The following is a 15,530-nucleotide window of genomic DNA, read 5'->3' as shown; positions in this document are numbered from 1 at the left end:
TATGCACAAACAATTAACGTACATCAGCATTCTCGTACTGATGACATTTGCGGCAGTTAGCTGCAACCCAGCTGTTGAACCAGTACCGGCAGAACGGTTTGAGGTAAATGACTCGCTAATAAAGCGCCTGCTGATTGATACCGTTCAACAGGCGAACACCGCTTCAGCGCTTAGCTTTTCGGCAAAAATTACCACCAATGAAGATAGACAAGCTGCCATTTATCCAATGGTGAGTGGAACGGTGAAAAACGTTTCAGTCATGGTTGGCGACTATGTGAAGAAAGGCCAGGAGCTTGCTAATCTGGTAAGTGCGGAGATGGCCGCATATGAAAAGGACGTGATCACGGCAGAAGCGGATCTTGCAAATGCCAGGCGGAACCTGGATCAGGCAGAGAGTCTATATCGTAGCGGCCTAAGTTCGGCTAAAGAGCTTGAAGAAGCTAGAAATGATGTGGTGGTCAAGCAGGCAGAACTTTCCAGGGCCAGGTCAATCTTAACACTCAATGGCGGGAAAACTTCTGGTCAGTATAGCATCGCTTCTCCAATTTCTGGCTTTGTTGTCGAAAAAAATATTAGCTCAAACATGCAGCTGCGTCCCGACAACGACCAGGCGCTGTTTGCTGTAGCAGATCTATCCGAAGTTTCCGCCTTAGTGAATATTTATGAGTCTGATTTACCGAGGGTCAGTGCAGGAGATGATGTTACAATCACCTTGTTGTCTTATCCGGACCGTTCCTTCAAGGGACAGGTTGATAAAATTTTCAATGTCCTGGATGTAGAGCGTAAAGTCATAAATGCGAAGGTCAACCTTTCCAATCCGGACTTGATCCTTAAACCTGGCATGCTGGCTAATGCCAAAATTCAATCCAAGTCTGGTATAAACCTCCCGGTGGTTCAATCCAGAGGGATCATCTTCGATGATAACAAGAACTATGTATTGCTGCTTGACGCCAGGAACAAAGTAAAGATACAAGAAGTAAAAATAAGCAGGCAAAATGCCGGCCTTGCTTATATCGCCAAAGGATTGGAAGCTGGTGATCGTATCATAGCCTCAAAGCAGGTATTTATTTACGAAAGTTTAAAAAATTAATTAGGAGCGTCATTCAACCATAATGAACAAAATCATCAAGAACATCATCGTCTTTTCCCTGAAGAATAAGTACTTCATATTCATTGGTACATTCATCATGATACTTGCGGGATACCTAAGTTTCAAGCAGACTACAATAGAGGCATTCCCGGACGTTACAAACACCAATATCACCATCATCACGCAATGGCCCGGGAGGAGTGCAGAGGAAGTGGAGAAGTTCGTGAGCCGGCCTCTGGAGATCGCAATGAACCCTACGGAGAAACGTACCAGTATCCGCTCGTCTTCCTTGTTTGGCTTGTCGATCGTAAAAGTAACCTTCGAGGATGATGTTGATTATGCGTTTGCCAGGGTTCAGGTCAATAATCACCTGGAGGAAGCAGATCTCCCTGAGGGGCTAAAGCCGGAGGTGCAACCGCCATATGGTCCTACAGGGGAGATCTTTAGATACACGTTAACAAGCGACGTAAAGTCCGTTCGGGAGTTGAAAACACTGCAGGATTGGGTGATTCAACGTGAGCTGCTCTCCGTTCCGGGCATTGCCGATGTTGTAAGTTTCGGTGGAGAGGTGAAGACCTATCAGATCACGGTAGATCCGCAGAAAGCTATTCAGTACGATGTAAGTGCTACGGAACTTTTTGAGGCGGTATCCAAGAGCAATGTTAATGTTGGAGGAGATGTGATCGTTCAGAGTGGACAAGCCTATGTAGTTCGGGGAATTGGCGTTCTAAACAACATTGAAGAGATCAGGAATGTAGTTGTAGATAACTTTAATGGCACGCCGATTTATGTAAAAACCATTGCTGATGTTACGGAATCCGCGCTTCCACGACTCGGACAGGTCGGAAGGGATTTAGACCCTGATGTGATGGAAGGTATTGTGGTAATGCGAAAAGGGCAAAATCCTACTGAAGTAATTGCACGCCTGAAAGAGAAAATAGAGGTTATAAATACTTCCATACTGCCAGAGGACGTAAAAATAAGCCCATTCTACGACCGTGAAGATCTTGTTACTTATGCCACCCATACGGTTATGGGGAATATGCTGGAGGGAATAATCTTTGTAACGCTCATCGTATTTCTGTTTATGGCCGATTGGCGAACAACGCTCATCGTGTCCATCATCATTCCTTTAGCGCTTTTATTCGCCTTTATATGTCTGAAGTTAAAAGGCATGTCAGCAAACCTGCTCTCCATGGGTGCGATTGATTTTGGAATTATCATAGATGGTGCGGTGGTAATGGTGGAAGGCATCTTCGTAGCACTGGATCATAAAGCCAAGACCGTTGGCATGGATAAGTTCAACCAGATGAGTAAATTGGGGGTAATCAAAAAGGGCTCCCTCGAGAATGGTAAAGGTATCTTTTTCGCTAAGCTCATCATCATAACCGGCTTGCTGCCAATATTCACCTTTGAAAAAGTGGAGGGCAAGATGTTTTCTCCCTTAGCATGGACCTTAAGTTTTGCCCTACTTGGGGCACTGCTGCTCACGTTCACACTGGTTCCAGCCTTGGCTGGATTACTGCTGAAAAAGGATGTTCGGGAAAAGCACAATCGTTTTCTTGATTTCCTCATTAAACATACCATGCGGATATTTAAAAGCTGTTTCAGGCTTCGCAAGGCGGTCTTCGGGATCTCCATATTATGTCTTATTGGGGGGCTGTTCAGCTTCAAATTTCTGGGCAGCGAATTCCTGCCGAACCTCGATGAGGGTTCCATTTACGTGCGTGCAACCGGCCCACTGAGCATCTCTCTGGATGAAACTAAGAAGCTTTCCGACCAGATGCGCAAAATATTCCTGGAATTTGATGAAGTCAAGCAAGTCATGTCACAGACCGGCCGACCAAATGATGGTACGGATGCTACCGGGTTTTACAATATGGAGTTTCACGTTGATATCTATCCCAAGAAAGATTGGAAAGTCAAACAATCCAAGGAGGCACTTATTGAACGTATGCAGGCGCGTTTGAAAGACTTTCCAGGCATAAGCCTGAACTTCTCTCAACCCATTTCAGACAACGTAGAAGAAGCGGTATCGGGCGTTAAAGGCTCCATCGTGGTTAAAATGTTTGGAGAAGATTTCGGCATTATAGAAAGGGAAGAAGAGAAGATCTTTAACATTCTCCAAAACATCGAAGGTATTGAAGATCTTGGCATTTTACGCAATCTGGGACAGCCGGAGCTGCAGATCAATCTGGATCAGGCAAAAATGGCGCTGTACGGCGTTACCACTGCCGATGCAAACGCCGTAATTGAAATGGCTATAGGAGGGAAGGCTGCAACCGAAATCTATGAAGGAGAACGGAAATTTGACCTCATCATCCGTTATCCAGAGGATTTCCGAGGGGATGAGCGCGCCATCGGTAAGCTCATGATCCCAAACATTTCCGGTGGAAAAATTCCTTTAGCTGAAATCTCTAAGATCACCAAAATTACCGGACCGAGTATGATTTACCGCGATAAACATCAACGTTATGGCGCAATTAAGTTTTCCATTCGTGGCCGTGATATGGGTAGCGTGATCAACGAGGCTCAGGCCAAAGTAAAGGAACAGATCAGCCTGCCACCAAGTTACAGCTTAGAATGGGCCGGAGATTTTGAAAATCAGCAGCGCGCAGCACACCGCCTGTCACAGGCTGTTCCAATAAGTTTATTGCTCATCTTCCTGATTTTGTTTGTACTATTTGGCAACATCCGGGATTCACTGCTCGTCTTGAACAATGTACCCTTTGCCATGGTCGGCGGTATTATGGCGCTGCTTGCAACCGGTATAAACTTCAACATCTCAGCCGGGATCGGCTTTATCGCATTATTTGGTATCTGCGTGCAGAATGGTGTGATCCTCATCACCAGGTTTAAAAGCAATTTTGCAGAACTGAAGTACAGGCCCGACTGGACGTTTGTGGATGCGTTAAACGAGGGCCTGGAATCAAGGATAAGACCCGTGGTTATGACCGCCTTGATGGCTGCCATAGGCTTGCTGCCTGCAGCATTATCTACAGGCATCGGCTCGGAAGCATCGAAGCCGCTGGCCGTTGTGGTTATCGGCGGATTGATCACCAATACCTTGTTTAATCTTTTTGTCTATCCAATAGTAGTCTACTGGGTTTACCATAGACGGTCAATAGCTTGATTCTTAAGTACTCAATAAATTTAAATTTAAAACCAATAATTCTGGAAAATATGACAAACGCAATCATCTTAGCAGCACTCGGCACGCAAGAGATCCTGATTATCCTTTTAGCAATATTATTGCTGTTTGGCGGTAAAAAAATACCAGAACTTATGCGCGGCTTAGGCCAAGGCATAAAAGAATTTAAAGACGGTCAGCATGGAAAAGATTCATAAATGAACCTCCGGGATCCTTGAATTTGAGCACATGCTCAGAATGAACCATTCAGATATAATTGCAAAGAACATGGCTAATCTTTTGTATATTACAGCTCAGTTCAAAGCCTGATCCGGGCAAATCTCACAAAAAACACCTTCCTGATTTTAAACCAGTATTAATTCCTATAATTAATATTATGTTAAGTGTCGCATACGAAGCAGCGTGACTACTGGGCAACCAGTTCGTATTTCGAGCGTTGCCTCCAACCTCTCTTTTGTATTAACCTGGATTAATGAAATATTGTGATGCTAGAACGCCAGTAATCGCTCTTACAATCAATTCCACCCTAAAAGCACTATAAGTATTTTGATGCTAGAACGCCAGTCATGGCTCTTACAATCAATTCCACACTAAAAGCACTATAATGCTAATCTTGTTGAACAAAACTCTTGTAGTCTTTGCTTGTTGAATTAAAACTCCTGAAGTCTTTCCTTCAGTTCATCTACTTTGTCGTAGCGCTGCTTTCTTGTGTTGATCTCAATCAGCAACTGAATGGTCTGCCTGTCATTTGGAGCAATTTCATAAGCGTGTGTCAGAATGTTCTCAGACTTGTTGATCTGTTCTTCATACAGCTGCAGCCGGTTTTCATTGTTCGACTTCAGTGTTTCGTTACCCATTTCAATATAAACCATGCCCAGTTGGTACAAGGCAGGAAAGTAATTCGGGTCCATCGCCAAGGCCGTGTTATAAGCCGTCTCTGCTTGTGTATGCTGCTTTCTAAGCTGTTTAAGATAGCCATAAAGGTAATACAGCTCTTTATTCTGTCCTTCAAGCCTGATGGCATCTTCCAAAGCTTTTTCCGCCCGGTCATAACGCTCATTATCCAGCAGCATATTCACCAGATCATTTAGGATAAATGTATTAGCAGGATTACGTTTCTGTCCGGTTTCTAAAACCTTGATCGCATTTTCAACGTCGAATTTCGATGAATAGATCTCCGCGAGATGCTGGTAAATTACGGGGTTTGCTGCACCCGTTTCAATTGCACGATTATAGTAGATTAATGCCTGATCATATTTGCGCAGGTTCTGAGATGCAATGGCTGTATTCAGGGCCAATGTACTATCCTGTGGGAAATAGTCACTCAGCTCCTTCAGGTAGCCTAATGCGGTTGCATAATCGTAGTTATTAAACGCCCGATTGGCTTTATCCTGCTTGATCACGAAGGTATTTAGCAGCGCCGCATTCAATAGCTTTTCATTTTCGTGGAAACGATCCAATTGCTTCGCCGTGTCAATCAATGCTAATGCATCCTGATAGTACTTATCCGGGTCCTTTGAATCGATCAGCGCCAGATAGGAATTCAGGTAAGCCCCGATTGCCCAAGTCTCCGGGTACTTCTTGGTCTTCCGGTCCTGCTGCGCAGACATTGTTGCTTTGAGCCCCTCTCCTACAATATTAATCTGGCTGTTCACGTCCGCTTTTGCAACAATAGCCGCCTGCAGCTTTCCGATTGTATTTCGGGCAATTCTCAGCTGGCTCTTCTGCGCATTCGCTTGAAAAGTAATTAAAAACAGAATAATCGGTAAAAAGGCTTTTCTATTCATAATCGTGATTGAATAACAAATCTATAAAAAAAAGGGAAGCATCACCAGTTGATTCTGATGATAAGGCTTGAAAGAAGTCTTTTTAATACCCTTTCGCCCCTAATGGCTCCAGCGGCAACTATCACAGAAACCTGATATATGAAAAAGAGCCTGATCATGATGTATGATACAGGCTCTTTCTATTAATGTTAACTCGACTTATTGCTGAATCGCATCAAGACGCGCTTTGATGTCATTGTAGTTCTTTGTATCGTTTTTGAATGTGTAAATGGTTTTCAGGTTCTCTAAAGCACCAACATTCTTAGGATCGATCTCCAATGCCTTGGTGAAGAAAGGAATAGATTTTTCAACCAATGCATCTCTTTTATCCTTAGCAGCATTCATTGCCTTAACGTTCTTTGCATCAATTTTGTTCATGTTACCTTGAATTTTCAAAGCTTGTTGCAGATAAACGTTACCCAATGCAGCCTGGAAGGTCGCATTACCTGGTTGTTTAGCAACCAATGAAGTTAAAGCACTTTCTGCTTTGTCCACATCACCTTGTTGAAGGTAGATCTGTGTTTCACTGGTGATGAAATTGATGTTTTCAGGATACTTCGCTTTAGCTTCAGTGATCGATGCCATTGCAGCAGCAGTATCTTTCTGTGCAGTCAATTGCGTAGAAACGATCTCCTCGTATAAAGCAGCCGATTCAGGGTGATTTAAAGAGATCACCTTTTTGTATGAATCGATCATTTTAGGATAATCTTCCAAGCCACGTGCAGCAATACCCGCGTTCAGATACATTGCAGTATCAGTTGGGTTTAAAACTGTCGCCTGGTTAAACTTCTCGTAAGCCGTTTTGAAATCTTTCTTCTGATAAGCCAATACACCGATATTTCTTACCGCATTGCTGATGTTCAGCTGTGCTTGTTCGATGTTCTCTTTTTCAGAACCTTTAGTATCTAACGTTTTTGCTTTCTCAACCGACTCCTGTGCAACTTTAAGGTAAGTATCCGCATTTTGAAGATTGGCAGTATCAGCTAAAGCTGCTGCAGAAGTCAAAAGTGCACGATACGTCCATGCTTCAGGTAAGTCTTTAGTCTTTTCATGAACAATTGCAGCATCAGTACGTTTTATTGCAGCGTTCAGGGTCTCTAATTTCTTAGCAATATCACCGCCGGTTGCACCGGTTAACTGGTAAATGCCCCAGGCTTTCTTTGCCTCTGCAACTTCACCTTTCTGCGCAAAGGTAGCAGTACCTACTCCCGCTAACAATATACTTAAAAGTACTTTTTTCATAATTTTTGTTACAATTTTAATTTATATGTTTAGTTTATTGGTTCCTCTTCATCAGCGTCTGCGTCATCTGCATCATCATCTTCATCGGTATCCGCCTCTTCAGCATCAGCTTCCGGCGCTACTTCCGTACCATCAGCCAGAACACTTTCCGCATCACCTGCTTCAGCATCTAACTTCTCCAATACCGCTTCCAGCTCTTCTTCCTCTTCATGCTCAATCTTCGCAACAGAAGCAATCGCGTCAGTACCTTTCAGGTTGATCAGCTTCACCCCTTGTGTAGCTCTTCCCATTACCCTTAGATCACGAACAGCAATACGGATCACAATACCTGAACGGTTGATGATCATCAGATCGTCTGCATCGGTAACGTTTTTAATGGCAATTAAGTCTCCCGTTTTCTCGGTGATGCTGATGGTTTTTACACCCTTACCACCACGGTTGGTTACCCGGTAATCTTCAATGTCTGTACGTTTACCGTAGCCTTTCTCCGATACCACTAGGACCGTTGCACTGGTATCATCAACAGCAATCATGCCAACCACTTCATCCTGCTCGTGCGCTAGTGTTACGCCCCTTACACCTGTGGCAGTTCTCCCCATTGGGCGTACTGTTGACTCATTGAAACGGATCGCACGACCCGAACGAAGAGCCATTACAATCTCGCTTGAACCACTGGTTAAGCTCGCCTCTAAAAGCTGATCACCTTCGTTGATGTTGATGGCATTGATACCATTAACACGTGGTCTTGAATAAGCCTCCAGAGAAGTTTTCTTGATGGTACCTTTCTTGGTACACATGATGATGAAGTTGTTCTCCAGGTAATCCTGATCTTTCAGGTTTTTAACCTTGATGTACGCCTTGATCTTCTCTTCTTTCGGGATATTGATAATGTTCTGTATCGCACGTCCTTTGCTCAAACGTGAACCTTCAGGTATTTCGTATACCCTTAACCAGAAACAACGTCCACTTTCGGTGAAAAACAACATGTAGTTGTGGTTCGAAGCCACTAACAGGTGCTCAATAAAGTCCTCATTTCTGGAATCACTTCCTTTAGATCCTTTACCACCTCTTGCTTGTGTACGGTATTCTGTAGCCGGTGTCCGTTTGATATAACCTTCATGGGAGATCGTGATCACCACGTCTTCATCTTCGATGAAGTCTTCCATGCTCATATCATCAGCCGAGTGCACGATAGATGTTCTGCGCTCATCACCATATTTCTCCACCATCTCTGCAAGCTCATCTTTGATGATCTGCATTCTAAGACCTTCGTCTGCAAGTACGGATTGTAAGTACTCGATGGTTTTCATTAATTCATTGTACTCTTCTTTGATCTTATCACGCTCAAGGCCAGTCAACCTACGGAGCGTCATGTCAAGAATTGCTCTTGCCTGAATGTCACTTAAACCAAACTGCTCCATCAAGCCAACCCTTGCTTCCTCAGGTGTGTTTGAAGATCGGATCAAGCGGATCACTTCATCGAGGTGATCCAATGCGATCAATAAACCTTCCAGGATGTGTGCACGTTTCTGTGCTTCTGCAAGTTCGAACTTCGTTCTGCGGATTACAACCTCATGACGGTGATCCACGAAATGACGGATCAGGTCTCTAAGGTTCAACAACTGCGGACGACCGTTAACCAATGCAATGTTATTTACACTGAATGAGGTTTGTAGCGCCGTTTGTTTAAATAAGTTATTTAATACAATGCTGGCATTCGCATCACGTTTAATTTCGTAAACGATACGGATACCATCCTTGTTCGATTCGTCTTTAATATTGGAGATACCTTCGATCTTCTTCTCACCGATCAGTTCAGCGGTACGCTCAATCATGATCGCTTTGTTCACCTGGTAAGGGATCTCGGTAACAATAATGCTCTCACGATCCTTATTGGTTTCAATCTCTGCCTTGGCGCGCATCACAATACGTCCGCGACCAGTTTCAAAAGCTTCCTGTACACCAGCATAACCATAGATGATTGCACCGGTAGGGAAATCAGGCGCCTTGATGTGTTTCATCAGGTCCTGAACGGTAATTTCTTTATCTTCAATGTAAGCAACCGTGGCATTGATCACCTCTGTAATGTTGTGAGGTGGCATGTTGGTCGCCATACCTACCGCAATACCCGAAGCACCATTAATCAAAAGGTTTGGAACCTTAGATGGCAATACGGTTGGCTCTTGCAGGGAGTCGTCAAAGTTTAATTGGAAGTCAACCGTATCTTTATTGATATCGGCAAGCATTTCTTCTGCGATCTTTGCAAAACGTGCCTCCGTATAACGCATTGCTGCCGGAGAGTCACCATCGATAGATCCGAAGTTACCCTGTCCATCAACCATCATGTAACGCAAGCTCCATTCCTGAGCCATACGAACCATGGTATAATAAACAGAGGAGTCACCATGCGGGTGATATTTACCCAGTACTTCACCCACAATACGGGCGGATTTCTTAAAAGGTTTATTGTTTGCAAGCCCAAGATCGAGCATGCCATATAAAACACGACGGTGTACGGGTTTCAATCCGTCGCGTACATCAGGTAAGGCACGAGATACAATTACCGACATCGAATAATCGATGTATGCAGAACGCATCTGCTCATCGATATTGATCTTAATAATCTTATCGTTTTCCTGATTTTCCAAATCTTCAGCCATATTTTCTTTATTCGTTTAAAACGATTTTAATAAGGTATTATAATAACCCTGCGAATTTAACAAAATTATAACGTTTAAGGGCACTAAAGAGAAAATTTAAACCCAATCAATACCTTTTCTCAAACGCGTTGAAGTAAAGGCCTCTGGGCTGTTTTCTGTAGGTTTAAAATTGTAGGTCCATTTCGTTACCGGTGGCAGGCTCATCAGGATCGACTCGATCCGCCCGTTCGTTTCCAATCCGAACTTGGTACCCGAGTCATAAACCAGATTGAACTCCGCGTAACGGCTTCTTCTCAGGTATTGCCATTCCTGTTCAGCTTCGCTAAAAGCGGTATCCCGGTTTCTGTCAATCAGTTCGGTGTATACCGGTGCGAAACTTTCCCCCACGGCTTTCGAGAATTCGAAGATCTGCTCGTAAGATAAGCCCGTGTTCGCAGGTTGCAGACGGTCGTAAAAGATCCCGCCCACCCCTCGTGTTTCATCACGGTGTTTAATGAAGAAGTAATCGTCGGCCTGCTGCTTAAACTTGTTATAAAAATCTACGTGAAAGCGGTCACAGGTGTTTTTCATGGTTTGGTGGAAATACCGCGCGTCGGTATCAATCACATAGTGTGGGGTTAGGTCAATACCACCGCCAAACCATCTGGTTTGCTCATCAAGCTCAAAATACCGGATGTTCATGTGGATGATCGGCACAAAAGGATTTGAAGGATGCATCACGATGGAAACACCGGTTGCGAAAAACTCATCACTGTCCACCTTAAAGGATCTTTTTACCGCTTCAGGCAGCTTGCCATACACGGCAGAAAAGTTTACGCCGCCTTTTTCAATAACAGCGCCGTTTTGCATGATCCTGGTGCGGCCGCCGCCACCACCTTCCCGGTCCCAAATCTCCTCTTCAAACTTCCCCAAACCATCTGCCTGCTCCAAAGCCTGGCAAATATCATCCTGTATTTTTTGATAAGCTGTAACTACGTTTTCTCTGAACATGATATTTATTGCAAAACCAAATGTACCAATTAAACCAGTTGTAAATTTTTGTATTCTTATAAAATACACTCACCTGACACTGCTTAATCATGAAATTGGCGGAGAAATTTTGGGGCATAAAAAAAGCCAGAACAAGGTTCCGGCTTTTAAAATAAGGTATTCACTACATTGGAGGCAGTGTTTTAGTACTGTCTGGCGGAGTTGTGGTTCTAGTGGTGTCCGCAGTTTGTGTTGTAGTATCCATCGGGGTTGTCGACGGTGTACTCATCGAAGTTGAATCCGCACCAGTACTATCTGAAGAACCAGACAGGTTTTTGGTCGAATTGCATGCTGATGTGGCCAATATCATAGAACCCGCAACAGCAAGACTTAAAATCATTTTTCTCATAGAATAGTTTTAATTGCTTATAAAACATATTTCGAATTCAAAAAGTTTTAAAATTCCGTGTAATGAAACATTCTGTGGATTTATGGTAAAACTTTAAGATATTTATTGCTCATGATTGTATCAGAAAGAACCCTTAAATGGGCCTTGAGTTTATATCCCCCCATGTTGTGTCAGCGCATCTGGGTACGGAGATTTCATAAGGGCTTCCGGGGTGTAGATGTGAAGATCGCCAAGAGCGTGGTGAACACCAATTTCAACGGTTCCATATTCGGAGGCACAATTTATGCCGCCACCGATCCGTTCTATGCATTGTTGTTCGACCAACTGTTGCGCCGCGAAGGTTTCAAGATCCGGGTATGGCTTAAGAGTGCCTCGATCCAGTACCTTAAACCGGGACGCAGTCACCTTTACTTTACCATCACCATTAGCGATGAGATGCTGTTAGAGGCAACAGAAGCATTAAAAACCGTTGGCAAGTTTGTAAAGGCCTACCCGATGGAGATTACCAACAAACATGGTGAGGTATGTGCAACCGTGATGAACGAAGTTTATATTAGAAATCTCCACATGGGAGAAAAGCCGGTAGTCGCCTATTGAGCTGGAACATTATTTATTGAGGATGAACATCAGGGAACTTATTTTACAGGGCGAAGGCACCACACTTGATTTCAAGAAAACCATCACCAATGCAGAAAAGATTGCTAAAAGCCTTGTTGCCTTTGCAAACAACCAGGGCGGTGTACTGCTGATCGGCGTCGCCGACGATGGCAACATTGTGGGCGTTAAATCAGAAGACGAAGAACGTTACATGATCAATAAAGCGGCACACCAGTTTTGCAAACCCGCCATCGAGCCTGCGTTTGAGGAAATCTACATCAATCATAAGCTCGTGCTCGCCGTAACCATAAGCCAGAGCGATCTAAAGCCACACTATGCCCTTGATGCCAACAAAGAATGGTGGGCCTATTACCGGGTAAAGGACAAGACTGTGCTTGCCAGCAAGATCGTGCTGGATATGCTCAAAGACGAACAAAGCCAGGCCGGTAAAATGATCGTCTATTCTGATCTGGAGAAAAAGCTGTTCAACTACCTGGAAGAACAGGGACGCATCACTTTGAAGCAATTTACCAAGCTCACCCGGATCTCCAATAAAAAAGCGCAGAAGCTATTGGTCGGCCTGATTACCTCGGGCATTCTCCAACTGCACCTTTCCGAAAAAGAGGAGTACTTTACTTTTATTAACGTCAAATAGCCATACCTTTGCAGATCATTTTTTGATCATGCTCAGTAGTTTCTACGCCCGATACAAACCTTTTTATAAAGATAACCTCATCCTTGCCCTGCCCATCGTAGTTTCCCAGCTGGGCCACACCATGGTAAACATGGCCGACAGCATCATTGTAGGGCATTTCGCCGGCACGGTTCAGCTTGCAGCGGTCTCTTTGGTGAACAGTATATTCATGCTGATCCTGGTGCTTGGGCTTGGTATCTCTTACGGGCTTACCCCACTGATTGCCAAAATGAACGGCGCAAAAAATTACGACGAATGCGGAAAGCTGCTGTCCAGCAGCCTCATCATCAATGTGATCACGGGTACCCTGCTCTACATCTTCATTCATTTCGGTACCCTTTCCATCATCGATCACATTGGTCAGTCGGCCGACGTGGTTGCCTATGCTAAACCTTACCTGGGCTATCTTGGTTTTTCCATTATTCCATTGATGATCTTCCAGACCTTCAAGCAGTTTGCAGAAGGCCTGGGCTTTACCAAACAGGCCATGTTCATTTCCATCTGGGGAAATGTCTTGAACATCGTTCTGGGTATCATCTTCGTGAAGGGTATGTTCGGCATTGCGCCCATGGGTGTTAAGGGTGTTGGTTTAAGTACGCTGATCGACAGGTCTATAATGGCGGTGGTCATGTCTTACTATGTAATGAAATCCCCACATTTCCGCAAGTACCTTCAGCAGTTCAGATTGTTCTTCATTGATCTTAGCCGCTTTAGAAAGATCGTGAAGATCGGTGCACCGGTAGCGCTGCAGTATTCTTTTGAGATCAGCGCCTTTAGTGGTGCAGCAATATTGATCGGCACCATCGGCAGCGTTCCGCAAGCCGCACACCAGGTCGCGATCAACCTTGCCGCAGTAACCTATATGATGGCCGCAGGGGTTGCTTCTGCTGCAACCATTAAAACGGGTAATAACCTTGGCCGTTCCGCTTTTGATGATCTCCGGAAATCTGCCATCGCCAGCTATCATGTGGTCATTGCTTTTATGAGCGTAACAGCGCTGCTGTTCGTTTTTGCGAACAACCTGCTGCCTTACATTTATACCGAAGACACTGCTGTAATCGGGATTGCCGCGCAGCTGCTGATCATTGCGGGTTTCTTCCAGCTGTTTGATGGAACACAGGTTGTGGGCTTAGGGGTTTTACGTGGCATCGGCGATGTAAACATTCCCACGCTGATCACCTTTGTCGCTTATTGGGTCATCGGGATTCCATTGGGCTATTTACTGGGTATTGAGCTTAACATGGGTGTCAATGGCATTTGGTATGGACTAACCTTCGGGTTGCTGACTGCCTCGGTCCTGCTATTTCTGCGTTTCCAAAACAAAACCCGGGCCTTGATCATTACAGAATAGCCTGCTTTGTTGCGGCTGAATTCTGATGGTACAATATGGCAAGCTTCCGGCGAGTACGATAACCTCATCTAGAACTTAGCTTCAGCTAGGAAATATCATTTTAAATTCTATTTTTGTTATGCAAACATAATGAGGAATTTAAAAGAAGATCTAAAGAAGCTATACCAAACCTCGCCGCTCGAACAACTTATTATCTCCAAAGAGGTAAGGAAAGTAAACCTAATCCGGTCTTTAATGCTCAGCGGGATTTGTGTACCCATTGCATTGGTGCTCTCCCTCACCTATGCCCACAGTGATGATGCCCATGCCGTCTCGTTTGTGGACTGGAAAAAACATATCCTCATCCTCAATTTTGTGGTGGGCCTGCTCTGCAGTGTCCTGTTTGCCTTGAGCCTGATCGCCTACTATAAACCTGAACACAAAAAGTTATCGAGGCACTTACCGCATGTCATTCTGGTGGTGGTTGCACTCTGGGGTACGATATGTACCATTTATGATCAGGCGGTCACCAATTCCATCGTTGGCTTTCTGATCATTTGTGTGGTCTGTTCATTGATCCTGATGATACAGCCGCTGCGTTTGATGCTCTACCTGGGCATCATTTACCTGCTATTTGGATTCGGCATGACGCAGACGCAACAGGATACCTCCATATTGCTTTCTAATCTCTCCGTCGGACTAATCACACTGGTCATCTGCCTGGGCCTTTCTACGATACAGTGGCGCGGCAACATACGTGCCTATAAACAGCGACGGCTGATCAAATCGCAGAAGAAAGAGCTCGAAGAAAACTATAAAGCACTATTGGAGTCTTCCAGGGAGCTACAGGAAGTGAACCAGACCAAGGATAAGTTCTTTTCCATTCTTGCGCATGACCTGCGTGGGCCAATCTCCTCCACCCTGGCGCTTACGGAGCTCCTCCAGGAAGGTTTTTTCGACGAAGATGAAGCAGAACGTAAACGGATGTACCAACTGCTGCAGACCAGCCTGTTTACGACTGGAAAGTTATTGGAGAACGTGTTGTTATGGTCCAGAAGTCAGACCGGCAATATCAGTTTCAAACCTCAGCGGCTGAATGTTTCTGAAGTTGTAGACGCAAACATCAGCCTGCTTAAGATCATGGCCGCACAAAAGGATATTCAGGTCATCAACCAGACAGATCCTGATCTGGACATTGAAGGGGATGAAGATATGATCAATACCATTTTCCGGAACCTCATCTCCAATGCGATCAAATTCACCCCGAACTTCGGAAAGATCGAAGTCCTTTCCGGACAATCTGTTGCGGCAGATGGCAGCAGACAGGTTACCGTTTCCGTGATCGACTATGGCGTGGGCATGAACGAAAAGATCCTCAGCCGCCTGTTCCGTGCAGACACCAAAACGGCCACCCCGGGTACGAATAATGAGACGGGAACGGGACTAGGGCTGGTACTTTGTAAGGAGTTTGTGCAGAAGCATGCCGGCGAGATCCAGGTGCAAAGTAAGGAATCTGAAGGCAGTACCTTCACCGTTATCCTGCCTGCAAGTACATAGGGTGC

Annotated in this window: 12 protein-coding genes; 7 read left to right on the top strand and 5 right to left on the bottom strand. The window is 44.7% G+C overall.

Going from position 1 to position 15,530, the window contains the following annotated elements; genetic code table 11:
- Position 1: 1 nt before the first annotated feature.
- From ACTHQF_RS07875 to ACTHQF_RS07865, 3 genes are read left to right on the top strand one after another with little or no spacing between them, the layout of a single operon-like run.
- Entirely contained in the window at positions 2-1,090 is a 1,089-nt protein-coding gene (locus tag ACTHQF_RS07875; protein ID WP_440429507.1) for an efflux RND transporter periplasmic adaptor subunit, read from the top strand.
- Positions 1,091-1,112: 22 nt separating this feature from the next.
- Positions 1,113-4,223: an efflux RND transporter permease subunit gene (locus ACTHQF_RS07870; RefSeq protein ID WP_440429506.1), complete on the top strand. Its 3,111-nt coding sequence runs from the start codon at positions 1,113-1,115 to the stop codon at positions 4,221-4,223.
- A gap of 50 nt (positions 4,224-4,273) precedes the next feature.
- Positions 4,274-4,438, top strand: a complete 165-nt coding sequence (locus ACTHQF_RS07865) for a Sec-independent protein translocase subunit TatA/TatB (RefSeq protein ID WP_440429505.1) — start codon at positions 4,274-4,276, stop codon at positions 4,436-4,438.
- 453 nt (positions 4,439-4,891) lie between these two features.
- On the opposite strand, the gene ACTHQF_RS07860 is transcribed toward ACTHQF_RS07865, so the two are convergent.
- From ACTHQF_RS07860 to ACTHQF_RS07840, 5 genes are all read right to left on the bottom strand, one after another.
- On the bottom strand, positions 4,892-6,028 hold the full coding sequence (locus ACTHQF_RS07860) for a tetratricopeptide repeat protein (RefSeq protein WP_440429504.1): 1,137 nt from the start codon (positions 6,026-6,028) through the stop codon (positions 4,892-4,894).
- Positions 6,029-6,226: 198 nt separating this feature from the next.
- On the bottom strand, positions 6,227-7,309 hold the full coding sequence (locus ACTHQF_RS07855; protein WP_440429503.1) for a tetratricopeptide repeat protein: 1,083 nt from the start codon (positions 7,307-7,309) through the stop codon (positions 6,227-6,229).
- Positions 7,310-7,338: 29 nt separating this feature from the next.
- Positions 7,339-9,969, bottom strand: a complete 2,631-nt coding sequence (gene gyrA, locus ACTHQF_RS07850; protein WP_440429502.1) for a DNA gyrase subunit A — start codon at positions 9,967-9,969, stop codon at positions 7,339-7,341.
- Between the two features lie 96 nt (positions 9,970-10,065).
- Positions 10,066-10,962, bottom strand: a complete 897-nt coding sequence (hemF, locus tag ACTHQF_RS07845; RefSeq protein ID WP_440429633.1) for an oxygen-dependent coproporphyrinogen oxidase — start codon at positions 10,960-10,962, stop codon at positions 10,066-10,068.
- 160 nt (positions 10,963-11,122) lie between these two features.
- The gene (locus ACTHQF_RS07840) at positions 11,123-11,347 is read right to left on the bottom strand and encodes a coproporphyrinogen III oxidase (protein ID WP_440429501.1); all 225 of its coding nucleotides are present in this window, start codon (positions 11,345-11,347) and stop codon (positions 11,123-11,125) included.
- Positions 11,348-11,458: 111 nt separating this feature from the next.
- Between ACTHQF_RS07840 and ACTHQF_RS07835 the strand changes: the two genes are divergently transcribed.
- The 4 genes from ACTHQF_RS07835 to ACTHQF_RS07820 all read left to right on the top strand — a co-directional run bounded on the left by ACTHQF_RS07835 (position 11,459) and on the right by ACTHQF_RS07820 (position 15,525).
- The gene (locus ACTHQF_RS07835; protein ID WP_440429499.1) at positions 11,459-11,944 is read left to right on the top strand and encodes a DUF4442 domain-containing protein; all 486 of its coding nucleotides are present in this window, start codon (positions 11,459-11,461) and stop codon (positions 11,942-11,944) included.
- 22 nt (positions 11,945-11,966) lie between these two features.
- Entirely contained in the window at positions 11,967-12,599 is a 633-nt protein-coding gene (locus ACTHQF_RS07830) for an AlbA family DNA-binding domain-containing protein (RefSeq protein WP_440429498.1), read from the top strand.
- A 28-nt stretch (positions 12,600-12,627) separates the two neighbouring features.
- Positions 12,628-13,989 (top strand): MATE family efflux transporter, encoded by a 1,362-nt coding sequence (locus ACTHQF_RS07825; RefSeq protein ID WP_440429497.1) that lies wholly within the window; start codon positions 12,628-12,630, stop codon positions 13,987-13,989.
- 129 nt (positions 13,990-14,118) lie between these two features.
- Positions 14,119-15,525, top strand: a complete 1,407-nt coding sequence (locus ACTHQF_RS07820; RefSeq protein ID WP_440429496.1) for a sensor histidine kinase — start codon at positions 14,119-14,121, stop codon at positions 15,523-15,525.
- Positions 15,526-15,530: the final 5 nt, after the last annotated feature.

This window comes from Pedobacter sp. SAFR-022, from assembly GCF_051965375.1.
Lineage (GTDB): Bacteria > Bacteroidota > Bacteroidia > Sphingobacteriales > Sphingobacteriaceae > Pedobacter.
The sequence above is the reverse complement of the archived record's forward strand: the minus strand, read 5'-3'. Positions and strand labels throughout refer to the sequence as shown.